General features: G+C 67.6%; 24 protein-coding genes and 1 riboswitch. Of the genes, 9 read left to right on the forward strand and 15 right to left on the reverse strand.

Annotated features, from left to right (window positions below):
* Window positions 1-202: 202 nt before the first annotated feature.
* The 9 genes from IFE19_RS02345 to IFE19_RS02385 all read right to left on the reverse strand — a co-directional run bounded on the left by IFE19_RS02345 (window position 203) and on the right by IFE19_RS02385 (window position 10,124).
* The gene (locus IFE19_RS02345) at window positions 203-3,331 is read right to left on the reverse strand and encodes an efflux RND transporter permease subunit (RefSeq protein ID WP_207825351.1); all 3,129 of its coding nucleotides are present in this window, start codon (window positions 3,329-3,331) and stop codon (window positions 203-205) included.
* 9 nt (window positions 3,332-3,340) lie between these two features.
* Complete coding sequence (locus IFE19_RS02350; protein WP_207825352.1) at window positions 3,341-4,486, reverse strand: efflux RND transporter periplasmic adaptor subunit; 1,146 nt, start codon at window positions 4,484-4,486, stop codon at window positions 3,341-3,343.
* A gap of 170 nt (window positions 4,487-4,656) precedes the next feature.
* Window positions 4,657-5,067: a DUF6491 family protein gene (locus IFE19_RS02355; RefSeq protein ID WP_207825353.1), complete on the reverse strand. Its 411-nt coding sequence runs from the start codon at window positions 5,065-5,067 to the stop codon at window positions 4,657-4,659.
* 95 nt (window positions 5,068-5,162) lie between these two features.
* Window positions 5,163-6,959, reverse strand: a complete 1,797-nt coding sequence (mnmC, locus tag IFE19_RS02360) for an FAD-dependent 5-carboxymethylaminomethyl-2-thiouridine(34) oxidoreductase MnmC (RefSeq protein WP_207825354.1) — start codon at window positions 6,957-6,959, stop codon at window positions 5,163-5,165.
* 115 nt (window positions 6,960-7,074) lie between these two features.
* Entirely contained in the window at window positions 7,075-7,353 is a 279-nt protein-coding gene (locus IFE19_RS02365; protein ID WP_207825355.1) for a hypothetical protein, read from the reverse strand.
* A gap of 185 nt (window positions 7,354-7,538) precedes the next feature.
* On the reverse strand, window positions 7,539-7,832 hold the full coding sequence (locus tag IFE19_RS02370; RefSeq protein WP_207825356.1) for a hypothetical protein: 294 nt from the start codon (window positions 7,830-7,832) through the stop codon (window positions 7,539-7,541).
* A gap of 94 nt (window positions 7,833-7,926) precedes the next feature.
* Window positions 7,927-8,202: a hypothetical protein gene (locus IFE19_RS02375; RefSeq protein WP_207825357.1), complete on the reverse strand. Its 276-nt coding sequence runs from the start codon at window positions 8,200-8,202 to the stop codon at window positions 7,927-7,929.
* A gap of 98 nt (window positions 8,203-8,300) precedes the next feature.
* Window positions 8,301-9,170 carry a flagellar motor stator protein MotA gene (gene motA / locus IFE19_RS02380; protein WP_207825359.1) on the reverse strand — a complete coding sequence of 290 codons (870 nt, stop codon included), beginning with the start codon at window positions 9,168-9,170 and terminating at the stop codon, window positions 8,301-8,303.
* A gap of 129 nt (window positions 9,171-9,299) precedes the next feature.
* A complete protein-coding gene (locus tag IFE19_RS02385; RefSeq protein ID WP_225910355.1) occupies window positions 9,300-10,124 on the reverse strand; it encodes a DUF2306 domain-containing protein in 825 nt (274 codons plus the stop codon).
* A gap of 122 nt (window positions 10,125-10,246) precedes the next feature.
* Here IFE19_RS02385 and IFE19_RS02390 point away from each other — a divergent pair, with 122 nt between their 5' ends.
* Window positions 10,247-11,242, forward strand: coding sequence for a helix-turn-helix domain-containing protein (locus IFE19_RS02390; RefSeq protein ID WP_207825361.1), 996 nt, complete (start codon window positions 10,247-10,249; stop codon window positions 11,240-11,242).
* Here the strand turns inward: IFE19_RS02390 and IFE19_RS02395 are convergent.
* Window positions 11,239-13,038 (reverse strand): long-chain-acyl-CoA synthetase, encoded by a 1,800-nt coding sequence (locus tag IFE19_RS02395; protein ID WP_207825363.1) that lies wholly within the window; start codon window positions 13,036-13,038, stop codon window positions 11,239-11,241. The genes IFE19_RS02390 and IFE19_RS02395 overlap by 4 nt on opposite strands.
* Before the next feature lie 338 nt (window positions 13,039-13,376).
* Here IFE19_RS02395 and IFE19_RS02400 point away from each other — a divergent pair, with 338 nt between their 5' ends.
* Window positions 13,377-13,898, forward strand: coding sequence for a hypothetical protein (locus tag IFE19_RS02400; RefSeq protein WP_207825365.1), 522 nt, complete (start codon window positions 13,377-13,379; stop codon window positions 13,896-13,898).
* 59 nt (window positions 13,899-13,957) lie between these two features.
* Here the strand turns inward: IFE19_RS02400 and IFE19_RS02405 are convergent, their stop codons facing one another.
* Window positions 13,958-15,277, reverse strand: coding sequence for a PQQ-dependent sugar dehydrogenase (locus tag IFE19_RS02405; RefSeq protein WP_207825367.1), 1,320 nt, complete (start codon window positions 15,275-15,277; stop codon window positions 13,958-13,960).
* Between the two features lie 148 nt (window positions 15,278-15,425).
* Here IFE19_RS02405 and IFE19_RS02410 point away from each other — a divergent pair, with 148 nt between their 5' ends.
* From IFE19_RS02410 to IFE19_RS02420, 3 genes are all read left to right on the forward strand, one after another.
* Complete coding sequence (locus tag IFE19_RS02410; RefSeq protein WP_207825368.1) at window positions 15,426-16,361, forward strand: ABC transporter ATP-binding protein; 936 nt, start codon at window positions 15,426-15,428, stop codon at window positions 16,359-16,361.
* The gene (locus IFE19_RS02415) at window positions 16,361-17,128 is read left to right on the forward strand and encodes an ABC transporter permease (protein ID WP_207825370.1); all 768 of its coding nucleotides are present in this window, start codon (window positions 16,361-16,363) and stop codon (window positions 17,126-17,128) included. The genes IFE19_RS02410 and IFE19_RS02415 overlap by 1 nt, the downstream gene beginning before the upstream one ends.
* A gap of 99 nt (window positions 17,129-17,227) precedes the next feature.
* Window positions 17,228-18,220, forward strand: a complete 993-nt coding sequence (locus tag IFE19_RS02420) for a hypothetical protein (protein ID WP_207825372.1) — start codon at window positions 17,228-17,230, stop codon at window positions 18,218-18,220.
* 22 nt (window positions 18,221-18,242) lie between these two features.
* Here IFE19_RS02420 and IFE19_RS02425 read toward each other — a convergent pair whose 3' ends face one another.
* Window positions 18,243-18,620 (reverse strand): hypothetical protein, encoded by a 378-nt coding sequence (locus IFE19_RS02425; RefSeq protein WP_207825373.1) that lies wholly within the window; start codon window positions 18,618-18,620, stop codon window positions 18,243-18,245.
* A gap of 58 nt (window positions 18,621-18,678) precedes the next feature.
* On the reverse strand, window positions 18,679-19,395 hold the full coding sequence (locus IFE19_RS02430) for a ribonuclease T2 family protein (protein WP_225910356.1): 717 nt from the start codon (window positions 19,393-19,395) through the stop codon (window positions 18,679-18,681).
* A 180-nt stretch (window positions 19,396-19,575) separates the two neighbouring features.
* On the opposite strand from IFE19_RS02430, the gene IFE19_RS02435 reads away from it, so the two are divergent.
* Entirely contained in the window at window positions 19,576-19,851 is a 276-nt protein-coding gene (locus IFE19_RS02435) for a hypothetical protein (RefSeq protein ID WP_207825375.1), read from the forward strand.
* A 99-nt stretch (window positions 19,852-19,950) separates the two neighbouring features.
* On the forward strand, window positions 19,951-20,625 hold the full coding sequence (locus IFE19_RS02440; RefSeq protein WP_207825377.1) for a DsbA family oxidoreductase: 675 nt from the start codon (window positions 19,951-19,953) through the stop codon (window positions 20,623-20,625).
* A 137-nt stretch (window positions 20,626-20,762) separates the two neighbouring features.
* On the opposite strand, the gene IFE19_RS02445 is transcribed toward IFE19_RS02440, so the two are convergent.
* Complete coding sequence (locus IFE19_RS02445) at window positions 20,763-21,569, reverse strand: hypothetical protein (RefSeq protein ID WP_207825379.1); 807 nt, start codon at window positions 21,567-21,569, stop codon at window positions 20,763-20,765.
* Between the two features lie 390 nt (window positions 21,570-21,959).
* On the opposite strand from IFE19_RS02445, the gene IFE19_RS02450 reads away from it, so the two are divergent.
* Window positions 21,960-23,606, forward strand: a complete 1,647-nt coding sequence (locus IFE19_RS02450) for a hypothetical protein (RefSeq protein WP_207825381.1) — start codon at window positions 21,960-21,962, stop codon at window positions 23,604-23,606.
* Between the two features lie 9 nt (window positions 23,607-23,615).
* On the opposite strand, the gene thiC is transcribed toward IFE19_RS02450, so the two are convergent.
* A complete protein-coding gene (gene thiC, locus IFE19_RS02455) occupies window positions 23,616-25,535 on the reverse strand; it encodes a phosphomethylpyrimidine synthase ThiC (RefSeq protein WP_225910357.1) in 1,920 nt (639 codons plus the stop codon).
* Between the two features lie 63 nt (window positions 25,536-25,598).
* Window positions 25,599-25,708, reverse strand: a riboswitch (TPP riboswitch).
* Window positions 25,709-25,764: 56 nt separating this feature from the next.
* Between thiC and IFE19_RS02460 the strand changes: the two genes are divergently transcribed.
* Window positions 25,765-26,217 carry a GNAT family N-acetyltransferase gene (locus IFE19_RS02460; protein WP_207825382.1) on the forward strand — a complete coding sequence of 151 codons (453 nt, stop codon included), beginning with the start codon at window positions 25,765-25,767 and terminating at the stop codon, window positions 26,215-26,217.
* The last annotated feature ends 155 nt before the right edge of the window (window positions 26,218-26,372 follow it).

Genomic DNA, 26,372 nt, shown 5'->3' on the forward strand with positions numbered 1-26,372 from the left:
GAGCGCGTCCTGCCAGGGTAGGGCCTCGCTCGAACGCCTGGCGCCCACAACCGGCGAGCCGAGTCAGAGGGTGACGGCTCTTGGAAGATCAAGCGCAACCGGGCGTCGCCCTGCGGTAGCCCTGGCTTGCACGACGCCAGCAGGAAAAAACCCCCGGAGCGCGGGCTCCGGGGGTTCTGTCGTTCAGCCGGGACGGCGGCCCTCAGTCGCCGAGGTAAGGCTCGGCCCCGACCGGCGGTTTGGGCTCTCCAGGGCGGCTGCCGTCTGCCAGCTTGCGCTGGCCGGCGAACATGCGGCCCAGCATCCGCCGGCCCCACCCGGCCACGTCGTCGACAATGGTGAAGAAGGCCGGGATGTAGAGCAGGGACAGGAAGGTGGAGGAGATCAGACCGCCCAGGACGGCGATGGCCATGGGCGAGCGGAACTCGACGTCGGCCCCGACGCCCAGGGCGATCGGCACCATGCCGGCCCCCATGGCGAAGGTGGTCATCAGGATGGGGCGCGCCCGCTTGTGGGCGGCGTCCATGATGGCCTCCCGGCGTGTCATGCCGCCCTCCTTCTCGGCGATGATGATGTAGTCGACCAGCAGGATGGAGTTCTTGGCCGCGATCCCCATCAGCATCAGCACCCCGATCAGGGCCGACATGGAGAAGCTCTTGCCGCCGATCACCAGGCCGATGAAGGCGCCGCCGATGGCCAGGGGCAGGGCCGCCATGATGGTGACTGGATAGGCGAAGCTTTTGAACATCAGCGTCAGGACCGCGTACATCAGCAGGATTCCCGAGATGAAGGCGATGGCGAAGCCGGTGATCATCTCCTGGATGAACTCGGCGTCTCCGGCCGGCACCTGACGCACGCCCGTCGGAAGTTCCTTGACCGCGGGCAGGCGGTTGACGGCCTGGCCGGCGGCGCCGGTGGTCATGCCGTCCAGCTCGGCGCGGATCGAGGCGATGCGCGAGCGGTCCTGACGGCTGACGGTGGCCGGGCCGGCGCCGAACTCGATGTCGGCCACGGCGCTGAGCGGCACCGAGGCGCCAGAGGCGGTCGGGACGCGCAGGTTCTCCAGCACGTTGAGGTCCTCGCGGGCCTCCTCGGTCAGTTGCAGGCGGATCGGGATCTGGCGATCGCCCAGGTTGTACTTGGGCAGGTTCTGCTCGATGTCGCCGATGGTGGCCACGCGCACGGCCTGAGAGATGGCCCCGGCGGAGACGCCCAGCAGGGCGGCTTCGTCAGGGCGCGGCGTGACCAGGATTTCCGGGCGGGCGATGGCGGCGGTGTTGACCACATTGGCCAGGCCCGGCACCCCGCGCATCTCTTCCTCGACCTTGCGCGCAGCGGCCTCCAGGGTCGTCGGATCATCACCCAGGATGGAGAAGGTGTAGCTGGTGCCGTCGCCGGGGCCGCCGCCCTGCTGGGCGATGCCCGCGCGGATGCGGGCGCCGGGGATCTGCTTCAGCTCATCGACCATGACGCGCTGGAAGGCCTGTTGGCTGAGCGCGCGGTCGCCCTTGGGCGTCATGTCGGCGTAGACATTGGCCTGACCCACGTCCTGACCGCCGATGGCGGCGTAGACGGAGGTGACCTCGGGGCGGGCCTTCAGCCTGGCGGTGACCTGCTGCACCACGGCGTCCGTCTGACGCAGGGTTGAACCGGGCGGCAGTTCCACCTGGAAGGCGGCGCGGGCTTCGTCGCCGGGCGACATGAACTCGAACGACATCTTGGCCGCGACCGACAGGAAGACCGATCCGAACAGGAAGACGCCGCCCAGGACGAAGACCTTCCAGCGGTTGCCCAGGCACCAGTGCAGGCCCTTCAGGTAGCCCTTCATCCAGAAGGGGTCCTTGTCCTCGTGATGGGTGTGCTTGAGCAGGTAGGCGGCCATCAGCGGCGTCAGCATCCGGGCCACCACCAGCGAGAAGAAGACGCTGATGCAGGCGGCCAGGGCGAAGGCCTTGAAGAACTGACCAATGATGCCCGGCATGAAGCCGACCGGGGCGAAGACGGCGATGATGGTGCCAGTCGTGGCCACCACGGCCAGGCCGATCTCATCGGCGGCCTCGAAGGCGGCGTCGTAGGGCGGCTTGCCGTCACGCATGTGGCGGACGATGTTCTCGATCTCGACGATGGCGTCGTCGACCAGGATGCCGATGGTCAGCGACAGGGCCAGCAAGGTCACGCTGTTCAGCGACTGGTCCATGGGCGCCAGCAGGGCGAAGGTCGGGATCAGCGACATGGGCATGGCCGTGGCCGCGATCAGGGTCGCGCGCCAGTCGCGCAGGAAGATGAAGACCACGATGACGGCCAGGACGGCGCCCAGGCCCAGGGCCTCCAGCGAGGCGAGATAGCTCTCCTCGATGTATTTCACGCTGGAGGTGACCTGTTCGATGGTCAGCTCGGGGTGAGCCTCATCGATCCTGGCCACCTCGGCGCGGACCTTTTCGGCGACCTTGACCTCACTGGCCTCGCGTGAGCGCAGGAAGTTGAAGGTCACAGCCTCCTGACCATTGTAGCGGGCCAGGCGGCGGGGCTCGCCCCACTTGTCGACCACGGCGCCCAGGTCGCCCAGGCGCACGCTCTTGCCTCCGCCCAGCGGCACCAGGGTCTCGCGGAGCTGCTCGACCGAGCCGGCGGCGCCCAGCGTCCGCACGGCGCGCTCGGACCCGGCAACGGTGACGCGCCCGCCGGGCAGGTTGTTGTTGACGCTGGTCAGGGCCTGGCTGACCTCGGCGGCGGTGACGCCGTAGGAGGCCAGGCGCACCGGGTCCAGCTCGACACGGATTTCCCGATCGACGCCGCCCGAGCGATTGACCTCGCCTACGCCGCCCAACGCCAGAAGGGCCCGACTCATCTCATTGTCGATGAACCAGCTGATCTGTTCCGGCGTCATCGTCGGCGAGCGGACCACATAGGTGATCAGGGCGTCGCCGGTGATGTCGATGCGCTGGACCGTCGGCTCCTGCATGTCCTGGGGCAGGGAGCCGCGAACGCCGCTCATGGCGTTGCGGACGTCGTTGGTGGCGCGTTCCGTGTCGGTGCCCAGCTCGAACTCGATGGTCGTCGAGGAGACGCCGTCGGTGACGTTGGAATAGATATGGCGCACGCCCGACAGGCCTGCGATCGAGTCCTCGATCACCCGTGTGACCTGGACCTCCATCTCGGCCGGGGCCGCGCCGGGCCGGGCGGCGGTGACCGAGACCAGAGGGAAGTCGATGTCGGGGTTGTTGTTGATCCGCATGCCCATGAAGCCGGTCACCCCAGCCAGGGTCAGCAACAGGAACAGCAGGATGATGGGGATGGGGTTCTTGATGGCCCAGGAAGAGATCTGGTTCATGGCCTGGCCTTACTTGCGGGCCGGAGCGGAGGCCGCGGGCGCGGCGGCCGGCGCTACGGCCGCCGCGGGGGCGATGGTGACCTTGTCGCCCTCGTTCAGGAAGCCGGCGCCCTGGACCACGACGCGAACGCCGGGCTCCACGCCGCTGACCGAGGTCTGGTCGTCGCGACGCGACAGGACCGTCACTGGGCGGAAGTGGGCCGCCGCCTGAGCGTCCAGCACGAAGACGCCCGACTTGTTGTTGCGATAGAGGACGGCGCCGGTCGGCACCACGGTCGTCGGCTGGGCCCCGGCGTTGATCGAGGCGCGGGCGAACATGCCCGGCTTCAGGCCGCTGCCGGGGGACAGGGTGATGCGGGCCAGGCCGAGGCGGGTCTGGGCGTCGACCTCGGGGGTGACGATGCGGATCGTGCCGCTGGTGGCGACGCCCTCGTTGGAGGTGATGGTCGCGGTCTGACCGGCGCGCAGGGCGGGCAGGTCGGTTTCGGGCACCTGGGCGTCTAGCTCCAGGCGGCCGTCGCGGACCATGCGGAACAGCTCGGTCCCGGCGGCGACGATCTGGCCCTTGGTGACGCTACGGCTGATGATCAGGCCCGAGACGGGGGCCTTGATCTCGCTCTGGGCCAGACGGGTGCGGGTCTCCGACAGCGAGGCGCGGGCCGAGGCCAGATTGGCCTGGGAGGCGCGCTGGTCAGCCAGGGCGTTGTCGAGCGAGGCCTGGCTGAGGAAGCCGCGTTGCTTCAGCTCCTGGGCGCGGGCCAGGGCGGCGTCGTCGCGGGCGGCATTGGCCTCGGCGGTCTGCACGCCCGCCTGCTGCTGGCGCAACTGGGCCTGAAGCAGGGCGTCGTTCAGCTTGACCAGGACCTGGCCCTGACGGACGTAGGAGCCTTCGTCGACATAGACGCCGACGGCGGTCAGGCCGCCGGTTTCGGCGCCGACCGGCACTTCCTCCCAGGCCGAGACGCTGCCCGAGGCGACGATGACGCGCGGCAGGGCGACCTCGGTCGCCGTGGCGACGCTGACCGTCTGACGCGAGGCGCCCGACTTTTCGCCGGCCTTGGACTTGTCGTCGCCATGTCCGCCGCAGGCGGAAAGGGTCAGGACGGCGGCGGCGGCCGCCAGAAGCAGAGCCGGGGTACGAAGGGTTTTCGCCACGTGCGAGGATCCTTGAGAGGGTCGGGGCAGGGGCGCGAACCTTCTGTTCGTCGCCGGAACGCAGTTGTGAACAGTCTCGCTATCTAGCGTTTCAGCGAGCCGTTCTCAAACCTCGCATGCCAGGATTACCGCGAAGTAATCCGGCGCAGGATGACGGCGAAGCGCGAGGATCAGGGGCGGTTGCGGTCCGGAAGCGCGACGATTTCGGCGTCGGTCAGCTTCTTGATCACGCGGACCCGGCAGGGCGTTTGCGGCGCGGGTCCGCCAGAAGCGACGATTCGGGTCGTGTCGCCGGCGCACAGGCGGTCCATGACGCCGGGCAGGAAGGCGATGGTGAGGGAGAAGTCGAGGTCGTTGCAGTAGCCGAGCGCCTGCAGCTCGAACACGTCCCTGTTCTGGGTGCGGACATAGAGCGTCTGATCGTCGCCGCGGAAGCTGGTGACCTGGCGGGAGTAGAAACACTGCCGCGGCGACGAGGTCGCCGATGAAGCCTCGTGGCTGGCCGTGGGCGCGCAAGAGGCGAGGCCGGCCGCCAGAAAGGCGGGTGCGATGAGCAGCAGGGTGGAGACGTGGCGAGACATGTGAAGGCTCCGACAGGACTGACGCGTCAGTCTGGAATCAACAGGATGAACCTTGGCTGTCTAAGCGCACGAACTCCGCCGCGGTTGCCTGCAGCTCAGGCGAAACGCCCGGGCGACAGCCGCTTGCGCGTCGCCAGAGGCAATGGCGAAGGTCGGTCCAGGATTTGCGCCGCGAGATCTTCGGCCAACAGGGGCGCGACGCAAAAGCCGCGCGAGCCCATGCCCGTCAGAGCGTAAAGACCGGGCGCCGGCAGGGCGCCTGAAACCGGTAAGCGGTCGGGCGTTGTGGCGCGCACGGCGACTCGCCGTCGCGACGAGCTGGCGGCCTCGACCGTAGCGACGAGGGCGGGCAGGGCGGCGGCGAGCGTGGCGAGGTTGCGGGCTGAGGCTTGGTCATCGGCGGTAGGGGCGGCCTGACCTCGATCATGGGTGGCCCCGTACAGCAGGCCGGACTCCGTGGGTACGGCGTAACCGCCCCAGGCGACAGGGACGGTGTTCGGGCCTTCGACCCAATCCGCCTGACCGGCGACGGGCGACAGGGGCAGCTCCGGGGCGAGCGCGGCGGCGCCCCATCCGGCGGTCAGGACAACGATATCGGCCTCGAGGATCAGGCCCTGCCCGGCGTCGAGCAGGCGCCAGTGTCCGTCCTGCGACGTGAGGGTTGCGACGCGGGCGGTCATGCGCTCGGCGCCGGCCAGCCAGGGTTCCAGCACCGCCGAGGGGCGCAGCGCCATGGCCCCGCGCATCATCAGGCCGCCGGTCGCGATAGGGACGTTCAGATGGGCGGCGCAGGCAGCAGCGTCCAGGCGGGTCATGGCGGCGGCCGGCCACAGGTCCTGGGCGGCGATCTTGTCGAAGCGGGCGGCGTCGCGCGCAGCCTGTTCCAGTTGCAGCACCCCCTCCGCGATGACGGCGTCGGGCAGGGCGCGATAGAGGTCGCCGGCGCGCTCCAGGGCCTGGGCGTGGAATCCAGCGATCAGGGCGTCGCCCGCGTCGAGGCGGGGCGTGACCAGGGCGGCGGGGAAGCCCGAGCCGCCGGCGCCGGAGTGTTCCGCCTCGACGACCGTGACGCGGGCGCCGCCGGCGATCAGGGCGCGGGCGACCGAGGCCCCGGCGATCCCGGCGCCGACGACGGCGACGTGGGGTCGCGAGACGCGCTGGGGCGGCGGCGAAGGCAGATGGGCCTCCAGCCGCTCACGTTTGCGCCCGTGGCCGGGCTTTTTCTCGACGAGGAAGCCCTGTTCGGTCAGGCCGCGCCGCACGGCGCCCGCGACGGTGAAGGTGGCGATCCGCGCACCGGGCGCGGAGCGGGCGGCGATCAGGGCCATGATCTCGGGCGACCACATGCCGGGGTTGAGGGCGGGCGAGAAGCCGTCGAGGAACCAGGCGTCGGCGGGACCGGACCATTGGCCCAGCGCCCACTCGGCGTCGCCCACGGCCAGGTCGATGGTCGTCTGCCATTGCGGCAGGTCGAGGCGGTGGAAGCCGGGCGTTCCCTCGGGCCAGACGGCCAGCAGGGCCTCGGCGATCTCGGCCAGTTCGGGCCAGGCGGACAGGGCGCGCGCGGCCTCATCGCGGGTGAGGGGGAAGCCTTCGATGGAGAAGACGTGCAGGCGACCGTTCTCGGGGCGGGAGCGGCGCCACAGGTCCAGCAGGGCCACGATGTTCAGCCCGGTGCCGAAGCCGAGCTCGGCCACGGTGAAGTCGGCCCGACCGGCCCAGGCGTCCGGCAGGCCGCAGCCGTCGAGGAAGACCGCGCGGGTCTCGGCCAGTCCGTCATCCTTCGAGAAGTAGACGTCGCCGAAGCGGCCGGAGCGGGGGGAGCCGTCCTCGGCCCACAGCAGTCGCGGGGAGGCGTCGTCGATATCGTATTCGGGCAGTTCGTCGGCCATGCCGGGGCTTTAGCGGCCGCCGGCCGGGCTGGATAGCAGGCATGAAAAAAGGGGCCGTCCGAAGACGACCCCTTTCCGCATCGCGACCCGGGGGCCGCGATCCAAGACGTAAGTCTTAGTGAGCGGCAGCCGGAGCAGCCGGGGCAGCAGCCGGAGCGGCAGCGGCCGGAGCGGCGGCGGCGTCAGCAGCCGGAGCAGCAGCAGCAGCAGCGTCGGTGGCGGCGGCGGCAGCGTCGGTGGCGGCGGCGTCGGCGGTGGCGGCGGCGTCCGAAGCGGTGGCGGCAGCGTCCGTGGCGGTCGCGGCGGCGTCTTCAGCCTTGTCGGTGGCGGCCGGTTGGCAAGCAGCCAGGGCCAGAGCGGCGGCCGAAGCGGCGATCAGAGCGGTGATGCGCATAGTTGTTATCCTTCAGAAGGTAAAAGCGAGATCATGAACCCTCGCTAGGTGGAGATAACGGGATCGTGAGGAAAACCGCAAGCGAAATTCTCACGGCTTCGTGAAGTCACGTTATCCGCATGAAGAAAGGGCCGCCCTGATTCCAGTCAGGACGGCCCTTTGAAGGTCGTTGGCGTTCCGGATTTTTAGTGGGCGGCTTTTTCGGCAGGCGGCGGAGGGGGAGCCGAAGTCATGGCCGCGCCGGCGGCGTCAGCGGCTTTTTCCGTGGCCGCGCCGGCGGAGGCGGCGGCGTCGGTGGCCGCGCCAGCCGCGGCGGTGGCCGCATCGGCGGCCTGATCCGCAGCGACTGCAGCCGTGTCTGCGGCGGCGTCGGCAGCGGCGGCGGCGTTGTCTTCGGTCTTGGTCGCGGGTTGCTGGCAGGCGGCCAGCGACAGGGCGCTGAGGCCCGCGGCGACGATCATCAGGCGACGGATGGTCATGGTGACTATAGCCCCTTTGATTTCTGAAACTCGGCGGGCCAATCCCGCCGATGCTAGGCGTAACGCGAGTTTACGGGGTTCGACAAGCCCGACGTCAGGCCGGAGGAATTGGCGGAGTCGTCGGATTCATTGGATCAGTCGGCGGCTTTTCCTCGGGCAGGGTCGGAGGATTCTGCGGCGGCGAGGAGGGCGGCGCGACCGAATCGCCGGGCGGCGATGCAGCATCGTCCGGCTTGGGCGTCATCGACACTTCAGGGTCGGCGGCGGCCTCGGCCGGGGATGGAGCGGTCTGCGGCGGCGGCGAAGCGTCGTTGCAACCCGCGAGGATCGGGGTGGCGACGGCGAACAGCAGGACCGGAAGGGCTTTCATGTGAAACTCCACACGTGCACGTAAACGTGACCAGTGGAGAACCCGCGTGAGCGATCCGTGTTCCCTTCGTCGAGCGAAGCGGACCAGGCGCGGCGGGATCAGGCGTCCATCGGCGCTGCGGCCAGGGTTTCCTCCATCTCGGCGAAGGAGGGCTGGGCCGTCGAGGGGATGTCGCCTCGGCCGATCTCGACCGAGATCTGGGCGGCGTTGCCGTGAAGGTGAGCGACCAGCACGGACTGGATGATCTTGTAGTAGGCCGCTTCCTCGTCGATGATCGCCTTCAGGCGGGCGGCGAAGGGCCCGACCAGGCCATAGGCCAGGAAGACGCCGAGGAAGGTGCCGACCAGGGCGCCGCCGATCATGCCGCCCAGGACTTCCGGCGGCTCGGTGATCGAACCCATGGTCTTCACGATGCCCAGAACGGCGGCGACGATGCCGAGCGCCGGCAGGCCGTCCGCCAGGTTCTGCAAGGCGTGGGCGGCTTCCAGATGCTCGTGGTGGTGCTTCTCCAGCTGCTTTTCCATGGCGTCCTCGATCTGATGCGGATCCTCGAGGTTCATGGTCATCATCCGCAGGGTGTCGCAGATGAAGTCGGTGGCGAAGTGGTCCTTCAGCACCTTGGGGTACTTCTGGAAGATGGTGCTCTCGGCCGGTTTTTCGATGTGGCTTTCCAGAGCGATCACGCCCTTGGACTTCATCGTCTTGGTCAGCTGGAACAGCAGGCTGAGCAGGTCCTTGTAGTCCTGCTTCTTCCACTTGGGTCCGGCGAAGGTCTTGCCCAGACCGCCGAGCGAACTCTTGATGACCGGCAGGCTGTTGGAGATCAGGAAGGCGGCGACGCCCGCGCCGCCGATGGCCATGAACTCGTGCGGCAGGGCGTGCATGATGACGCCGAACTTGCCGCCCGCCAGGACGTAGCTGCCGAACACCATGGCGAACAGCAGGACAATGCCGATAATCTGGAACATGGGGCGGTCGGACGTCCTGGAGGAGAAGGCTCAGGAGGCCCGTTATCGGCGTTAATGCTTAAGGGCGAGTTTCAGGAATCCCGGTTCGGGACGGATTGGGCGCGGCGATGATGTCGCAGGCTGTCGCCCCTAGAGCATATAGGGGCCCCACATGAAGGCGACGGCGCCGAAGACGCCCAGGGCGGTGACGGCGGCGGCTAGGGCCATGGCGGTGATGACCAGCAGCCTGACGGCAGGCCTGGTGCTGCGCCCGGCGCGCCAGTAGGCCTCGAACAGGGCCAGGGGGATCAGATAGGCGCCGAACTGCAGCACCACGTCGGCCGGGCCGGACAAAGTGTTGTTCATGCCCAGTCCGCCTGTGGCGATGGCCCAGGCCATCAGTCCAACCCGCAGGAACCAGACGCCGTTGACCGCCAGAAAGGCGCGCATGGCCCAGCGCTGGTGGGTTCCGAAATCCCGTCGGACGGCGGTGCGCCAGGCCAGGGTTCCGAAGATCAGGATCAGAATCCCGTCCACGGAGACGGCGATGGCCGAGATCAGCGACAGATAGGTTCCTCGCCCCCAGGTCAGCCACAGGCCGCCCAGGGCCATGACGACGGCCGTGGTCAGGAAGACCCGCCCGTTCCAGCGATGCAGGCCGGGCGCCCGGCGGCGCAGGGCGGGGACCAGCTGCATCAGCCCGCTGAGGGTGACGACCGCCGCCAGCAGGACGTGGACCGCGAACATCAGATTTCCCGCGTCGTCGCCGGGCGCATAGCCCTTGATCAGGGGCTTGTCGTTCCAGCCGGCGAAGTCGCCGATCAGGGTCCGCCGACCGAAATGGGCCAGGATCATCCAGATAAATGCGGTCTGCCCGACGGCGGCGATGCAGAACCAGACCAGGCCGGATCGGCGCAGCAGGCCGGTCCCCGGTCGGAGGCTGATCGACGGGCTTGCGATTTTCGATGTCGTCACGTCCAATTCACCCTTGGTTCGTCTGAGGTGGTTCGGGCTGTGAGCGGTTTGGCGGTCGTGATCTCGCCGATTTGGAAATCGGCCATGGATTTTCACTCCCTCCGTGACGGGGAGGCGCGGTCATGAGTGCTGAAGGTCTGACGGCGTCGCCACGCGCGCAGATCCGTCTGACGGACGTCCAACTCTACGGCGGCCTGTTCGCGACGGCGGTGGCGGCCTTTTGTCTGGCACAGGTCATGGGCCATCGTTTCGGAGCGGCGACCGAGGTCGTGGCGGTGCTGGGCGACGCCACCTGCGGCTGGTCGTGGCTGCTGGTCCGCGCCCTGTTCCAGCGGCCTGCGCCCAGGCAAGGCGCGCGCGAAAGATGGCCCTTGATGCTGGTCCTGACCCTGGTGGGGGCGGGCGCCTTCCTGCGCCTGGCTCCGGATATGGCGATGTCCCTGCCGCGCATGGTGGGCAACATCAGCGGCCTGGTCAGTTCAGCCCTGCTGCTGCTGGCCGCGGTTGAGCCTCTGAAGGGGCTGGGCGCGGGCGTTTCCGCCTCGGAGCGGCGTTTCCGCATCGGCTTCACGGCTGGCTATGCGGCCATTCTGGCGGTCGCCGTCGTCTGGGTGAACGGGGCGCCGGACGGCAGCTGGGCGGCGCGCTGGAGCGGAGAGATCAAGATGGTCTGCGCCCTGATCGCCCTGGCCGGCATGGGCTTCGCCGTCGGGTGGCGTCGGAGGCATCCGCTGACGGCGGTCGGGCGCAGCCGTGCGCGGCCCCTGACGGATGAGGAGGCGGGCCTGGGCGACCGCATCCTGAGCCTGATGACCGAGGAGGCGATCTATGTTCAGTCCGACCTCAAGGTCGCCGATCTGTCGCGGCGCCTGGGCGAGGCGGAGTATAGGGTCAGCCGCAGCATCGCCGGCCTGGGCTTTCGCAACTTCAACCAGATGGCCAACCGCTTCCGTATCGAGGAGGCCAAACGGCGGCTGGCGGACCCCGCGCTGCGTCGCCTGCCGATCCTGACCATCGCCTATGACTGCGGCTTCGGCTCGATCGGGCCGTTCAACCGGGCCTTCAAGGCCGAGACGGGGCAGACGCCGCAGGCGTTTCGCGGGCGCGCCCGGCCCTAGAGGCGCGTCGTGCCGTCGAGGATGGCCTCATAGGCCTTGGCGGTCAGCTTCTGATAGCCGGCCTTGCCGCCACGGACGTAGACGGCGCCGTCGACCTTGGCCGCGTCGAAGCCGTCGGCAACCAGATCGACCTTGCGGTACTTGAAGGTGCCGGTGGTCTCGGCCGACTTCATCAGGCGCAGGAAGACGGGGCGGGCGTAAGGCGGCAACTGTTCGTCGGCGTAGGCGGCGAAGGCGGCGGGGTCGAACTTGCCCTCCAGCACCAGGGCGGCCATGCCGGCCTTGCCTTCCTGGCCGGGAACGGAAACGCCATAGGCGATGACTTCCTGAACGCCCGGCGCGTCATGCAGGCGCTGCTCGACCTCGGCGGTGGAGACGTTCTCGCCCTTCCAGCGATAGGTGTCGCCCAGGCGGTCCATGAAGTAGAAATAGCCCTCGCGGTCCTGACGCATCAGGTCGCCGGTGCGGAACCAGCGATCGCCCTTCTTGAAGACGTCGGTGAGGATCTTCTTCTCGGACGCCTTCTTGTCGGCGTAGCCCGAGAAGTCGTGGCGGATGTCCGAGGCGATCTGGCCGATCGCCTCGCCCGTCTCGCCGACCGAGACCAGCTGGCACAGCCCGTCCGCGCGGCGCAGAGGCTCGCCCGTTTCCGGGTCCAGGGCGATCAGGCGGATGTTGATCTGCGACTTCAGATAGCTGGGCACGCGGCCGATGGCGCCCGCCTTGCCGTCGAAGTTGAACAGGGAGACATTGCCTTCGGTGGAGCCGTAGAACTCCATGATGTCCTTGATGCCGAACCGTGTCTGGAACTCGGTCCAGACGTCGGGGCGCAAGCCGTTGCCGAAGGCCAGGCGCAGCTTGTGGGCGCGCTCGTCCTCATTGGGCGGGCAGTTGACCAGATAGCGGCACAGCTCGCCGATATAGACGAACATGGTGGCGCCGGACGCCTTCACGTCGGGCCAGAAATGGGTCGAGGAGAAGCGACGGCGAATGATCATCCGCCCGCCGTTCAGCAGGATCGAGCCGACCCCGACCAGGCCGCCGGTCGAGTGATACAGCGGCAGGCAGTTGTAGAGGGCGTCCTTGGGCGTCGAGGCGGTGGCCCCGGCGAAGGCGCGCATATAGGTGCGGGCGCGAGAGTGCGGGATGCGCGCGGCCTTGGGCAGGCCGGTCGTGCCCGAGGTGAAGATGAACAGGGCCGTGTCGCGGTTGGTCAGACCGCTGCGCAGGCTCCTGTCGGGGCGGACCGAGGAGGCGCTACGCACGGCGTTGTCGATGTCGCGGCGGTCGTTGGTCTCGTCCTCGTCGGCCAGGCCGTGGACCCAGCTCATCAGGTTGCGGTCGACGAAGGGGCGGGCTTCTTCGACCGCGCGCCAGCTCTCCTGGTCGGTCACGACATTGAAGGCGTTGGAGATGGTCAGGCAGTGGGCCAGGGCCTGACCCGTCAGATTGGTGTTGATCAGGGCCGTGGCCACGCCGACCTTGGAGAAGCCGAACCAGGCGGCCAGGTATTCGACCCGGTTGTGCATCACCAGGGCGATGACGTCCGAACGCTTGAGGTTCCGCGCCTTGGCCCAGTGGGCGTAGCGGTTGGCCAGGGCGTCCAGCTCGCGATAGGTCAGACGGCGGGTCTCATCTTCGAGCGCGACATTGTCGGGGAACTTGTCGACCGCTTCCTCGATGTCGTCACAGAGCAGGACGTCGCTGTCGAGGGTGATGGGCTTGATGCGTTTCAGGAGGCGGTACAGCCCGCTCGCGAACCTGATATCGCGCCGGATGTTCGCTGCCAGACCCATGGTTGCGCCGCCTCTTCCCGAATTTATGCCTTTCAATGGTGATGAACGGGCAGCGGCGGCGGGTCAACAGGTCGCAAGCGCGCATCGCCACAATGTTTCGACAATGCGATGCTTGGGCCTCGTTTTCGATGACGTTGCGTAAGGTTGCTGCGCGACGTTACGTCAACCTCCGCAGGGCTTGCCGAACAGAAGGTCTCAAGAAACGACAGATTGATGACTTGATCATGCTTTCGCCTGAACTGTGGCGGGGGTGGTGTTTCTTCGCGGCGACGCGCCTTTTCGTGGAACCTTGCTCTTTTGGCCGGGGTTGAGGGGCCTCGATCAAAGGAGAAGACATCATGTCCGTGACCTATACTGATCAGGTTCGCCCTGCCGCCGCCCGCATCGACAGCGACGCCTATGTGCCCGTCTACGCCCGCGGTGACGCCCGCAAGTCGAACAAGCGGGTGAAGACCTGGATGATCCTGGCGCCCCTGGGCGTGCTGGTGGTTGGCGGCGCGGCGGCGGCCATGCTGATGCAGCCCGCTGAGCCGGTGGCGCCGACGACCCTGGATGCCGCGCCGGTCGCGCCCGTCGCAACGCCTTTGACGGCGCCGACCGTTCCGATGGAGACGCCGGCCCCGCCCATTCCGCCGTCCGACGCGGCGCTGGTCGAGCGCCGGGCGACGCCGGCCAGAGCCGCCCGCATCGCGCCCAGGGGCGCCCCTGCGCCGGCGCCGGTGGTGGAGGCGCCCGTCCCCATGGGGCCGCAGCCCTATCTGTCGGTCGCGCCTCAGACGGCCGCCCCGACAGCCGTAGCCCCAGCGGCGGTCACGCCGACGGCCCCGCCCGCGCCCATCGTGATCACGCCGCCGAACTGATCGAGGCGACGGCGCAGACGGAGAGGCCCGGCTTGCGTCGGGCCTTTTTCATTGAGGCTTCAGGAGGCGGAAGGGGTTACGCGCCAGACGGCGTTACCCACGTCGTCGGCGACCAGAAGCGCGCCCGAGCGGATGCCCAGAACCCCGACCGGTCGTCCCATGGCCTCGCCCTTGTCATTGCGGAAGCCGGTCAGGACGTCCTGCGGCGGCCCTGAAGGCTTGCCGCCGCTGAAGGGGACGAAGAAGACCTTGTAGCCGGCGGGCGGGTTGCGGTTCCACGAGCCGTGCTGGCCGATGATGGCGCCGTTGCGCCACTGGGGCATGAGGGCGCCGGTGTAGAAGGTCAGGCCCAGGGAGGCCGTGTGCGAGCCGAGCGCGTAATCGGGCTTGATGGCCTTGGCGACCATGTCGGGGCGGGGCGGCTGAACCCGCGCATCGACGGTCTGGCCGTAATAGCTCCAGGGCCAGCCGTAGAAGCCGCCGGGCGTGACCGAGGTCATGTAGTCGGGCACCAGGTCGTCGCCGATCTCGTCGCGCTCGTTGACCGAGACCCACAGGCGTCCGTCCTCGGGGTTCCAGGCCATGCCGACCGGATTGCGCAAGCCCGAAGCGAAGACGCGGCGCGCGCCGGTCGTCGGGTCGATCTCCAGCACAGTGGCGCGGTCCACCTCCTCGTTCAGGCCGTTCTCGCCGACATTGGAGTTGGAGCCGACGCCGACATAGAGCTTCGAGCCGTCCCTTGAGGCCACCAGGCTCTTGGTCCAGTGGTGGTTGCGACCGGCGGGTAGGTCCGCGACCTTGACCGGCGTGGCGTCGATCCGCGTCTGGCCGGTCTGATAGGGGACCGCGACCACGGCGTCGGCGTTGGCGACGAACAGGCGCTCGCCGATCAGGGCCATGCCGAAAGGCGAGGTCAGGCCGGACAGGAAGACGGTCTTTGTTTCGGCCACGCCGTCGCCGTCAGCGTCGCGCAGCAGGGTGATGCGATTGGCGCTGGGGACGCGAGCGCCCGCCTTGCCCATGATGCGGCGCTCGAACCAGCCGCGGAGCCCGCCTTCGTTCCCTTCCGGCTTGGGCGGAGCATTGGTCTCGGCGACCAGGACGTCGCCGTTGGGCAACTCATAGAGCCAGCGCGGGTGATCCAGACCTGTCGCGAAGGCGTTCACCGCCAGGCCCTGTGCGGCGACGGGGGCTCCGCCCTCGGGCCAGCCGACAGCGGGGGCGATCTTCACGGTTGGAACGCGCTGGACCCTGGCCTGGGGCAGTTGTGGATTCGCGCCGAAGCCGAGGTGCTCCGGCAGGGCGCCTTCGGTTTCGCAGGCCGCCAGGGTGAAGGCCAACGGCAAGGCCGCCACGGCGAGGATACGGCGTCTGGACATGGGTTCAAACCTTGCATTCGAGGTTCGCGAAACGCGTGCGAAGCGCTTCGTCTATAACCCGGTGATGCGCGGAATGATCCGTGCTTGAGCGGACCCTTGAGTCACTTCGGTCGTCTTCCTATCTGCCAACCCACGCCGGGGAGGGCCCATGCCGTCAGTCATTTCCATCCAGGGTCTGACCAAGACCTACAAGTCCGGCCATCAGGCCCTCAGGCGCGTCGATCTGGAGATCCAGAAGGGCGAGATATTCGCCCTTCTGGGGCCGAACGGCGCGGGCAAGACGACGATGATCTCCATCGTCTGCGGCATCGTCACGCCCTCGACCGGGGTCATCCTCGCCGACGGTCATGACATCCAGAAGGATTATCGCGCCGCCCGCACCCGTATCGGTCTGGTGCCGCAGGAGCTGACGACCGATGCCTTCGAGACCGTCTGGGCCACCGTGACCTTCAGCAGGGGCCTGTTCGGCAAGGCGCCGAATCCGGCCTATGTCGAACAGATCCTTCGCGACCTTTCCTTGTGGGACAAGAAGGACGCCAAGATCATGACCCTGTCCGGCGGGATGAAGCGCCGCGTCATGATCGCCAAGGCCCTGAGCCACGAACCGGACATCCTCTTCCTTGACGAGCCCACGGCGGGCGTCGATGTCGAGCTGCGCCGGGACATGTGGTCGCTGGTGCGTCGTCTGCGCGAGCGCGGCGTGACCATCATCTTGACCACCCACTATATCGAAGAAGCCGAGGAGATGGCCGACCGCGTCGGCGTCATCCTCAAGGGCGAACTCATCCTGGTCGAGAAGACCGCCGACCTGATGCAGAAGCTGGGCAAGAAGACCCTGACGCTGCAGTTGCAGGAGCCGCTGGCGGCCCTGCCGCCCGAACTGGCCGAATGGAACCTGGCGCTGCAGTGCGACGGGGCCGAGCTGGAATACGTCTTCGATTCCAACGCCGAAAAGACCGGCGTGCCGTCCCTGATGCGCCGCCTGTCGGACCTGGGGATAGGCTTCAAGGATCTCAGCACCCGCCAGAGCTCGCTCGAGGACATCTTCGTCGGCCTGGTCCATCAGGATCGGGAGGTCGCGTGATGAGCTTCAACGGATACGGCGTCTGGGCCATCTACCGCTTCGAGATGGCGCGCGCCCTGCGCACCCTGTGGCAGTCGCTGGTGACGCCGGTCATCACGACCTCGCTCTATTTCGTCGTCTTCGGCGGGGCCATCGGCAGCCGCATGACCGAGGTGGACGGCGTGCCCTACGGCGCCTTCATCGTGCCGGGACTGATCATGCTCAGCCTGTTCACCCAGTCGATCTTCAACGCCAGCTTTGGCATCTATTTTCCGAAATTCACCGGGACGATCTACGAGATCCTGTCCGCGCCCGTTTCGCCGCTGGAAATCGTGCTGGCCTATGTCGGGGCGGCGGCGACCAAGTCGGCGATCCTGGGCCTGATCATCTTGGCCACGGCGGCCTTCTTCGTGCCGTTGCAGATATTGCATCCCTTCTGGATGCTGGCCTTCCTGATCCTGATCTCGACCACCTTCGCCCTGTTCGGCTTCATCATCGGGGTCTGGGCGCAGAATTTCGAGCAGCTTCAGTTCGTGCCCATGCTGATCGTCACGCCCCTGACCTTCCTGGGCGGCGCCTTCTATTCGATCGACATGCTGCCCGAAGGCTGGCGCACCGTCGCCCTGTTCAATCCGGTGGTCTATCTGATCTCGGGCTTCCGCTGGGCCTTCTACGGCGTGGGGGACGTCAGCGTGGGAGTCAGCCTGACGGCGACGCTGGGCTTCTTCTTCGCCTGCCTGGCGGTGGTGGGCTGGATCTTCCGGACAGGTTATCGTCTGAAGAATTGAAGGCGAGTTCGGCTGTCACGAAACCGCCGAACTCGCTCAGCAGTTTGAGAGTTTGCCGACCCTTTTCGTGATGCGCGCCTCTCCGGCGCCGGAGCCCGAATGTCCGACGCCGAAAATCAGTCCAAGCCCTTTGCGCGCGGTCAGGTGCAGTGGGGGCGTCCGTCCCCCACGGTGTTCCGGACCGGGCCGCTGCCGCGCGGTGCGGGCCTGACGCCGCCGCCCCTGCAGCCCGAAACGCCGGCCGTCCAGGCTCCGAAGACCGAGGCGCCCAAGGCGGGGCCGCGCCCGGCCGCCGCGGTCGGCGGCGTGTTCGGCGGTTCTCTGGTGCCGCAGCGCCGCTCGAGGCAGCCAAATATCACTTCAGGTTTGCTGACGGCGCCAATGCCTGGGCGTCAGCCTCAGCCTCCGTTGCAGGCTGCGCCCGCCGTCCCGGCTGACATGACGCCGCGTCCTTTGCCGAAGGTCCCCTTGGCGGCGGTCACGCCGCAACCCGTCGCTCCGTCGGTCGCACGATCCGCCATGCCCGCGCCCGAGCCGGAGGCGCCCCGGATCCAGACCGCCCGGGCTCAGGAGGCGCAGGTTTCAGCGCCAGTCGCAGTGCGCGCGGCGAAGCGGTCGGGCGTCAATCGCATGCCTCTCTATGTCGCGGCAGCAGCGGTCGTGGTGATCGGCGCGCCCGTGGTCACCTGGTTGATCACGCGCTCGAACAGCGCACCGGCCCCTGCCGCCCGGTCGCTGGCGCCTGAGAGCTTGACCGTTGCAGCGCCGCTGGCCGTTCCGGCCACCGCGCCCGCAGACCTTGCTCCGGTCGAGACCGCAACGGCCGCAGCCGTCGGAGAGGCGACGACTACGCGGGCCCCGCCGGCCCGCGTCGCGCCGCCACGCGCTGTTCCCGCCGCCGCCAGCGCCGCCACCGCGGCGGCCAACGCCGCGCCGCCGGCTGTCGTGGCGTCGGTCGAGCCTCCGCCCGTAGTGGTGATCGCCCCGGCGCCCGAACCGGTCGAGCCTTCCGCGCCTGCGCCGACCGCAGCGCGCCCCTCGCAAAGCGATCCCGACGCCCCGGTCGTCACCAAGCCGCAGTCGCTGGACTGATCTTGTCCACGAGGAGGGCGCGTCACCGCAAGGTCAGGTAGCCGCGTTCGACCATGCGGCGCAGGGCTTCGTAGGCTTCGGCCAGTTCCTCATAGGCGGTGCGGGCGGCGGTCAGGCGGGCGGTCTGGTCCACCGTGACGGCCGAACCGGATTCCGAAAGGCGCAGGGCTTCGGCGGCCCAGCGGGCGCGAGCGTTGGCGGTCAGGACGGCCAGCTTCTGGAACGTCCCTGTGTCCACCCGCGACAGGGTCTGGCCGAGAACCTCGCGGTTCGAGACGAAGGCGGCGTAGTCTATCTGCTCCAACTGGCCGCGCAGGCGGCGCTGCTCCTGCGGGTCCAGATCCTGCGGCTCGAAATGGTCGCGCTGGCGGCGGTAGCTCTGGGTCAGCACGGTCGACATCGGCGGCGCTCCACTGGGCGGTCCACGCGGACTGCGGCCTGAGGCTGCGCCGCTTCGGTTAACGGGTCGTTTGCGAGGCGCCGCCCGAGACGCCTGTCGGGGCCAGCTTCAGACGCTCGCGGTCGGGAGCGCCCATGCCGCGCGGGCAGCGCATGGGCTGATAGGCCTTGGAGTAGCAGAGCCGCGCCTCGCGGAACCAGCCGTCGGTCGTGGCGATGAAGACGCCCTCGCGCGGCAGGCCGGGGTTGGCGGCGACGAAGGCGTCGCGGATGGCGCCGGCGGTCAGGCGCCCGGCCGGGATGGCCTCCAGATCCGGCTTGTTCAGGCCGTTCCACATCCGCGCGGCCTGTTCGAAATAGGCCTCGGGGCTGTCCCAGCCGCAGGTGCCGTGGGCCGCCCATTCGTGCTGTTGCAGCGAGGGCGAGGGGGTCATGCAGAAGTGCTTCTTCACCGTGGCGATCGGGATGGCCGGGCCGGGGGCGGCGCAGTAGCGCGGGTGCCTGTTGTCGGCGCCATTGGGCCACAGGCCGTGCAGGGTCAGGCCGAACCGGTTGTCGGCGCACTGATAGCGTTCGTCCGGGTAGTCCTTGCCCGAGCGGCAGGCCTGGGGCGACCAACTGACGGCCAGCATGTTGAAGGCGACCGGTACGTCGGCGGCCACCTCGTCGGCGGGCGGGGTATAGGGGCGGGCGGGGGCAGGTCGGCGGGCACGGCGCAGACGGCGCTGGCGGCGGCGGCCGTCTGGCTGGCCGGGCGCCGGGGCAGGGCCTCGCACGCGGCCAGCAGCAGCGGCAGCGCCAGCAGGGCGGCGGGCAGGTTCGAGGTCCGCATCGGGGGCGCTCCGCAGGCGAGAAGGACAGGGCTCGCCGTAAACCCTTCGTGAGCGACGGCCAAGACGGAACCCGCGCGCGTCTCCGCTCATTGAAAAAGCGTGAGCATAAGAGGAACGAGGTCCATGCCCGATCAAGCCGCCTTCGAAGCCGCCCTGGAAGAGGCGATCGCCCTGTTCGAGCAGGGGGAGGCGATGAACCAAGCCCGGTTCGACGAGCTTCTGGCCGAGTTGGAGGCGCGGCGCCCCTCCCTCGCCGCCGTGCCCGAGGACGATCCGCGCGCCGTCCGGGCCAGGGAGCTGCAGGAGCGGGCCGACGACCTGGAACACCGCGCCGCCCAGGGCCACGGCCAGATGGACGAGGTCAACACCCTGTTCTCGCCCCTGATGGGCAAGCGCTAGGCCGCAGAGCACGGCGGTCGCGAGAAGGGCGAAGGGGGGCTGGCGGTTGCGATCAGCAACACCATATGGTGCGGATAACAAACGCCAGGAACCGCCCCCATGACCGACGCCCCCGCCCCGCTGAAGACCCTTAAGATCGACTTCGTTTCGGACGTGGTCTGCCCCTGGTGCGCCGTGGGGCTGGGCGGGCTGACGACGGCGCTGGAGACGCTGAAGGGCGAGGGGATCGCCGCCGACATCGCCTTCCAGCCGTTCGAGCTGAACCCGCAGATGGCGCCCGAGGGCGAGAACATCGTCGAGCACATCGGCGCCAAGTATGGCTCGACCCCCGAACAGTCGGCCCAGAACCGCGAGATGATCCGCGCCCGCGCCGCCGAGGTCGGCTTTGACATGCGCATGGGGCCGGACAGCCGCATCTGGAACACCTTCGACGCCCACCGCCTGCTGCACTGGGCCCATGAGACGGCGCCCGAGAAGCAGGAGGCCCTGAAGCGCGCCCTGTTCACCGCCCACTTCACCGACAACCGCAACATCACCGACGCCCGCGTCCTGACCGAGGCCGCCGAGGCCGCCGGACTGGACCGCGCCGAGGCGGGCGAGGTCCTGGCCTCGGGCCGCTATGCGACCGAGGTGCGCGGCGCCGAGGACCTGTGGCGGGCGCGGGGCATCACCTCGGTCCCGGCCGTAGTGCTCGAGGGCAAGTACCTGATCAGCGGCGGCCAGCCGGCGGCGGCGTTCGAGCAGGCGCTGAGACAGATCGCGGCGGAGAACTAAAACCCTTCTCCCCTTGCGGGAGAAGGTGGGCGCCGAAGGCGCTCGGATGAGGGGTGTAAGCGCCCTGCTTTCCGAATGCGCCTCGCAGCCAAAGGGGACAAACGTCAAAGGTCGCGCCCACACCCCTCATCCGGCCCTTACGGGCCACCTTCTCCCTCAAGGGGAGAAGGATCGGGGGGCGGGTGCGCCTCCTCACCCGGAAAAACAGAGTCCAATTCGTCTGAATCGTCTGAAATCCGGCCCTCGGGGTCGAGGCGGGCCTTGAGGGCGGCGATGCGGGTTTCGATGGCGATGCGGCCGGCGTGGTCGTCGGGGGACAGGCGGGCGGCGTCGCGGGCGACCTCGGCGACGGCTTTCAGGTCGGCGTTCAGCGTGGCGGCGGGATCGGGTTCGGGTTCCGGCGTGAGTGCGGCCAGAAGGGCGGGGTCCGTCAAGGCCCGCCAGGTGCGCAGCCAGGAGGCGGCCTCGGCGGCGCGGCCGCGTTGCACGGCGCGGTTCAGCCGCATCAGGGCCTGGGCCGCCATCCGGGTCAGGTCGGGCGGGGCGGCGTCGGGGGCCTCGTCCTGCGGATCGGGCCAGATGTCCGGGGTGTCGCTGCGGCGCCAGCCCTCGCGCGCGGCGCGGGACCGCAGGGTCCCCAGCTTCAGGTCATAGCGGGCGCAGACGGCCTCGGCCGCGTCTCCGTCCAGATAGTCGCGCCGCGCCGCCGCCCAGATCGCCTCGGAGCGGACGCGATAGCCATCCCGCGCCTCCGGCTCCTCGCAATAGTGGCCGCGCCCGGCGCCGTCAGGGTCGGACGCATTGGCGTGCATTGCTGAATTGGCGGCGGTCGAGGGGCGGATGTGGTCGGGGATGTAGGTGGTGTCGCCGAACTCGTCCTGCTCCCACCGCCCCGAGGCGACGATCCGGGGCTCGCCCTCGTGCCAGTATGCCGCGTCGTCCATCTCGCCTCCTCCTGCCTGCGGGAAGGAGGTTGGAGGACGGATGCGTCAGGATCGGACGGGGGGCTTATCTTCCGTCATCCTCCAACGAGCGGAGCGAGATCGGGGGATCCAGCGGCGCCGAAGGCGATCTTTACAGCAAGCGCGGCGCGTGGAGTTTTCGCCCTACGGGCGCCGCAGGGTCCCCCGGTCTGCGCCGCGAAGACGCGGCTTGCCGGAGGATGACGACGAAGGGGTGCGCCACCGCAGGAAGCCGTTGATGAAGGTGATCTTTGCGGCGCCGCTCGGCCCGGCGAGGAGGACGAGGGTGGGCATAGTTGCAAAGGGCATTGCAGCAACGCCTTGATTGTAGCGCGAGCATGGCGCTACCACGGCTAGTAAGGGGGATGAAGTATGACACAGATTGAGCGCTGGAAAACCGATGGCAATCAGCGGCGGGTTGAGCGGATCAGCCAGTCGACCATTGAAATTGTTGCCACCGACATTCCCGCTGCGTTCGAAGATATTCGGGCGAGCCTGATCGAGTGGTTGTCGCGCAAGGCAGGGGCAAAACTTCCAGAGGCGATCCTTGACGGTAGGACCGGCGATTTCAACACGATCGGATTTCAGCGCGTCGAGACCGCAGCCTTGACCGATCCATCGTATTGGGCTGCTAGGCAAGATGACCAAGACCGGGATTTCCCGCGACGATCGTGGATAACCGAAGCAGCACTTTCCACAAACGAACGGGGCATTGTGCTTGGGCATAGGCTGCATTGCGTTACTTTGGGTGAGGCAGCGCCATTCAGTCGATCAATCCCTCGGTTTATGCGCGATGTTGCTCGCCGATTTGAAACCCGGCTGGATGGGCGGAAGATCGAACTAAAGGCAAAACGAGTTACGACCACTGAAGACATCGAGTGGCTGTTTTCGCTACTGACGTCCTCTGCAAGGCGACACCCTGTGATCGGGGTCGCACAGTCCTACCGACCGAATGACACCGCAAATGACGGTTATTTGGTGGATGCTGACGCGCTCGCGGCTGCTGTGTTCGGGACGGCTCACGTCTGCATGATTGGGCGTGAAGCTTCTGAGGAACTGACAAGTATCTTGGGTGAGCTCTCCGTTCTTAATGGCGGGGTTCGCAGTTGGAGACACTCGCTTAGCCTTGAAGACACGCGTTTTAGCCACCCCCTCTCAACCGCCAAGATGATTGATGATTGGGCTCAAGGGGGCGGAGCAAAACGCTTTGAACGGGAGGTTATTGATTGGTGCCTGCGCTACTCTGCAGGGCGCCGGGACGCGGACAAGGCCGTTCCCCCCTTTTCCGAGGTCCGCCACATATCGGCTCAGCGCGAGCGGCAAGCGGCAAAAGCGGAAGGCCGTACCGATCAAGAACTGCTCGAACTGGCCCTCAATGAGAACGAGCGTCTCGCCAAAGAAATGGAAATAGCTAGGGAAGAGCACTTACAAATGCTTGATCTGGCTGAAGAAGATGTTCAGCGAATTCACGGTGAACGTGACGATGCTCTTTCGGAACAAAATAGGCTCTTAGCGCGCCTGAAACATATTGAAGCCGCGCTGGCCTCACAACGAACGGCTTCTCCCGAAAAATTCCCTGAGGATCTGTCAGAGTTGAAGGAGTGGGCTAACGACAATCTCGGCGATTCCGTGGTCCTGCTACCTCGAGCACTAAACGCGGCGAAAAAATCGCCGTTCGAGGATGTTGAATACGTATTCCAAGTGCTGATTGGCATCCGTGATGGCTACGCACCGATGCGAAGAAGTGGGGATGTTGAACTGAAAAATGCCTGGGATGATAGGATGCGTGAGTTGGGCCTCACGCTAACTCCGTCTTTCGCAGGAGCCGGTGCAGGAGAGTTCGGCGACGAGTATAGGACGATGTGGTCAGGCAGAAACCGTGAGTTCGACATGCACTTCAAGGGGTGCAGCAGTCGCGATCCCCGCTATGGCTTTCGCTGCTACTTCTTCTGGGATGACGAGAAAAAGTGCGTCGTCATAGGCGCAATTCCGGGACATTTAACAACGCGAGCCTCCTAGCGGCCATCCTCACACCTTCACCTCCACCACCCCGCCGCCCGCCCGGAACTTCGCGCTCATTTCGGCCATGCCGGCTTCGGCTTCCTGAGCGGCGAGGCTGGCGCCGGCGTCGTTCTGGGCCTTGGCGGCGTCGCGGATGTCCTGGCTGATCTTCATGCTGCAGAACTTGGGGCCGCACATGGAGCAGAAGTGGGCGGTCTTGTGGGCCTCCTTCGGCAGGGTCTCGTCGTGGTATTTGCGGGCGGTTTCGGGGTCGAGGCCGAGGTTGAACTGGTCCTCCCAGCGGAACTCGAAGCGGGCGCGTGAAAGCGCGTCGTCGTGCATGCGGGCGGCGGGGTGGCCCTTGGCCAGGTCGGCGGCGTGGGCGGCGATCTTGTAGGTGATGACGCCGTCCTTGACGTCCTGACGGTCGGGCAGGCCCAGGTGCTCCTTGGGCGTGACGTAGCAGAGCATGGCCGTGCCGAACCAGCCGATCATGGCCGCGCCGATGGCGCTGGTGATGTGGTCGTAGCCGGGGGCGATGTCGGTGGTCAGCGGGCCAAGCGTATAGAAGGGCGCCTCGTGGCAGTGCTTGAGCTGCTCATCCATGTTGGCCTTGATCTTGTGCATCGGCACGTGGCCGGGGCCTTCGATCATGACCTGACAGCCCTTGGCCCAGGCGATCTTCGTCAGTTCACCGAGGGTGCGCAGCTCGGCGAACTGGGCCTCGTCATTGGCGTCGGCGATGGAGCCGGGGCGCAGGCCGTCGCCTAGGGAGAAGGAGACATCATAGGCCCGCATGATGTCGCAGATGTCCTCGAAGTGCTCGTAGAGGAAGCTCTCCTTGTGGTGGGCCAGGCACCACTTGGCCATGATGGAGCCGCCGCGCGAGACGATGCCCGTCACGCGCTTGGCCGTCATCGGCACGAAGGGCAGGCGCACGCCCGCGTGGATGGTGAAGTAGTCCACGCCCTGTTCCGCCTGTTCGATCAGGGTGTCGCGGAAGACCTCCCAGGTCAGGTCCTCGGCGATGCCGTTCACCTTCTCCAGCGCCTGATAGATGGGCACGGTGCCGATGGGGACGGACGAGTTGCGGATGATCCAGTCGCGGATGTTGTGGATGTTGCGGCCCGTCGACAGGTCCATGACGTTGTCGGCGCCCCAGCGGGTGGCCCAGACCAGCTTGTCCACCTCGTCATCGACGGATGAGAGGACGGCCGAGTTGCCGATGTTGGCGTTGATCTTCACCAGGAAGTTGCGGCCGATGATCATCGGCTCGACTTCGGGGTGGTTGATGTTGTGCGGGATGATGGCGCGGCCGCGGGCGATCTCCTGACGGACGAACTCGGGCGTGACGAAGTCGGGGATGCTTGCGCCGAAGTCCTCGCCGTCGCGGATGCAGGGGGCGTTCTGCTCGCGGCGCAGGTTCTCGCGGATGGCGACGTATTCCATCTCGGGCGTGATGATCCCGGCGCGGGCGTATTCGTACTGGGTGACGGGGCGGCCCTCGACGCCCTTGAAGACCTGATGGTTCGAGACATCGAAGCGGGGGGCCAGGTGCTTGCCGCTGGCGTGGCCGTTGTCCTCGGGCTTGACCTCGCGCGGGTTGGCGACGGGGGCGATGTCGCCGCGATCCAGCTGCCAGCTGGATTTGACGCGGGGCAGGCCCTTCTTGATGTCGATGGTCACGGCGGGGTCGGTGTAGGGGCCGGAAGAGTCATACATCGTCACCGGCGGCTCATTGGCGCTGGGGTGGACGGCGACCTCGCGGAAGGGGACGCGGATGTCGGGGTAGAGCTCGCCCGCCACATAGACCTTCACGCCGCCGGCGCGGGGGCCGGTGGGGATGCGGCCGTGCTCGGCGGCGACGGCCTTGCGGGCCTCGGCCAGCGGCAGCTCCACATTGGGTTCGTGGGGTTGTTCGGTCGTCGCGGTGACGTTGATGTTCATGGCGGCCTCAAAACGTTTGAGGTCCGCCGACGTCGGGCGTGCCGGTCCTGTGGCGTGAAGCCGGGGCCGGAAGCGTACTCATCCCTTCGCCGGCATGACCCGGATCAGGTTCGACGGGTCAGAGGAGAAACCTCTATCTCAGCCGCTCGCTTGCGACCCCCCGGAGAACGGCGCGACCCTAGCCCGTTTCGGGGGTAGGTCAAGCGAGGCGGGCGTGGCAGGAAGGGGAATGATCCTTTCCCGCACCTATCGCCCCGAAGACATGGCCGGGTGTCTGGCCCTGTTCGACAGCAATACGCCGCGCTTCTTCGACGTCAGCGAACGCGAGGGGTTCGTCGGGTTTCTGGAGGATCAGGCGCTGCGCTGGCCCTATCAGGTGATCGAGCGCGACGGGCGTATCGTCGGCTGCGGCGGTCATGCGGTCGAGGCGGACGGGGTCAGCGTCACCCTGTGCTGGGGGATGGTGGACAACAGCCTGCACGGGCAGGGCCTGGGGCGGGTGCTGACCGAGGCGCGGATCGCGGCGGCGCGAGCGACGCCGGGGGTCGGGCGGGTGAAGCTGAACACCAGCCAGCATACGCAGGGCTTCTATGCGCGGTTCGGCTTCGAGACCGAGGCGGTCACGCCCGACGGCTATGCGCCCGGCATTGATCGCTGGGACATGGTGCTGACGCTGGGTTGAGAGGAAATAGGGGGGCGGTCCGGCTTCTCAGTCGGGGGGGCGTTAAGGCCGGACCGCCACAGACGACATCGGGGTTGGGGGGCGTCCGATGTGTCCGATGCAATAACAACGGACCTGAAACTTGGTTCCGCAAGAATTCGCGTCTTAAGCATGAT

It is taken from the genome of Brevundimonas pondensis, assembly GCF_017487345.1.
GTDB lineage: Bacteria > Pseudomonadota > Alphaproteobacteria > Caulobacterales > Caulobacteraceae > Brevundimonas > Brevundimonas pondensis.

Excerpts from the sequence above, each read along its gene's own strand:
- IFE19_RS02345 (WP_207825351.1), bottom strand. The coding sequence starts at position 3,331 with ATGAACCAGATCTCTTCCTGGGCCATCAAGAACCCCATCCCCATCATC.
- IFE19_RS02355 (WP_207825353.1), bottom strand. The coding sequence starts at position 5,067 with ATGTCTCGCCACGTCTCCACCCTGCTGCTCATCGCACCCGCCTTTCTG.
- mnmC (WP_207825354.1), bottom strand. The coding sequence starts at position 6,959 with ATGGCCGACGAACTGCCCGAATACGATATCGACGACGCCTCCCCGCGA.
- IFE19_RS02365 (WP_207825355.1), bottom strand. The coding sequence starts at position 7,353 with ATGCGCATCACCGCTCTGATCGCCGCTTCGGCCGCCGCTCTGGCCCTG.
- IFE19_RS02370 (WP_207825356.1), bottom strand. The coding sequence starts at position 7,832 with ATGACCATCCGTCGCCTGATGATCGTCGCCGCGGGCCTCAGCGCCCTG.
- IFE19_RS02375 (WP_207825357.1), bottom strand. The coding sequence starts at position 8,202 with ATGAAAGCCCTTCCGGTCCTGCTGTTCGCCGTCGCCACCCCGATCCTC.
- motA (WP_207825359.1), bottom strand. The coding sequence starts at position 9,170 with ATGTTCCAGATTATCGGCATTGTCCTGCTGTTCGCCATGGTGTTCGGC.
- IFE19_RS02390 (WP_207825361.1), top strand. The coding sequence starts at position 10,247 with ATGAGTGCTGAAGGTCTGACGGCGTCGCCACGCGCGCAGATCCGTCTG.
- IFE19_RS02395 (WP_207825363.1), bottom strand. The coding sequence starts at position 13,038 with ATGGGTCTGGCAGCGAACATCCGGCGCGATATCAGGTTCGCGAGCGGG.
- IFE19_RS02400 (WP_207825365.1), top strand. The coding sequence starts at position 13,377 with ATGTCCGTGACCTATACTGATCAGGTTCGCCCTGCCGCCGCCCGCATC.
- IFE19_RS02405 (WP_207825367.1), bottom strand. The coding sequence starts at position 15,277 with ATGTCCAGACGCCGTATCCTCGCCGTGGCGGCCTTGCCGTTGGCCTTC.
- IFE19_RS02410 (WP_207825368.1), top strand. The coding sequence starts at position 15,426 with ATGCCGTCAGTCATTTCCATCCAGGGTCTGACCAAGACCTACAAGTCC.
- IFE19_RS02415 (WP_207825370.1), top strand. The coding sequence starts at position 16,361 with ATGAGCTTCAACGGATACGGCGTCTGGGCCATCTACCGCTTCGAGATG.
- IFE19_RS02420 (WP_207825372.1), top strand. The coding sequence starts at position 17,228 with ATGTCCGACGCCGAAAATCAGTCCAAGCCCTTTGCGCGCGGTCAGGTG.
- IFE19_RS02425 (WP_207825373.1), bottom strand. The coding sequence starts at position 18,620 with ATGTCGACCGTGCTGACCCAGAGCTACCGCCGCCAGCGCGACCATTTC.
- IFE19_RS02435 (WP_207825375.1), top strand. The coding sequence starts at position 19,576 with ATGCCCGATCAAGCCGCCTTCGAAGCCGCCCTGGAAGAGGCGATCGCC.
- IFE19_RS02440 (WP_207825377.1), top strand. The coding sequence starts at position 19,951 with ATGACCGACGCCCCCGCCCCGCTGAAGACCCTTAAGATCGACTTCGTT.
- IFE19_RS02445 (WP_207825379.1), bottom strand. The coding sequence starts at position 21,569 with ATGGACGACGCGGCATACTGGCACGAGGGCGAGCCCCGGATCGTCGCC.
- IFE19_RS02450 (WP_207825381.1), top strand. The coding sequence starts at position 21,960 with ATGACACAGATTGAGCGCTGGAAAACCGATGGCAATCAGCGGCGGGTT.
- thiC (WP_225910357.1), bottom strand. The coding sequence starts at position 25,535 with ATGAACATCAACGTCACCGCGACGACCGAACAACCCCACGAACCCAAT.
- IFE19_RS02460 (WP_207825382.1), top strand. The coding sequence starts at position 25,765 with ATGATCCTTTCCCGCACCTATCGCCCCGAAGACATGGCCGGGTGTCTG.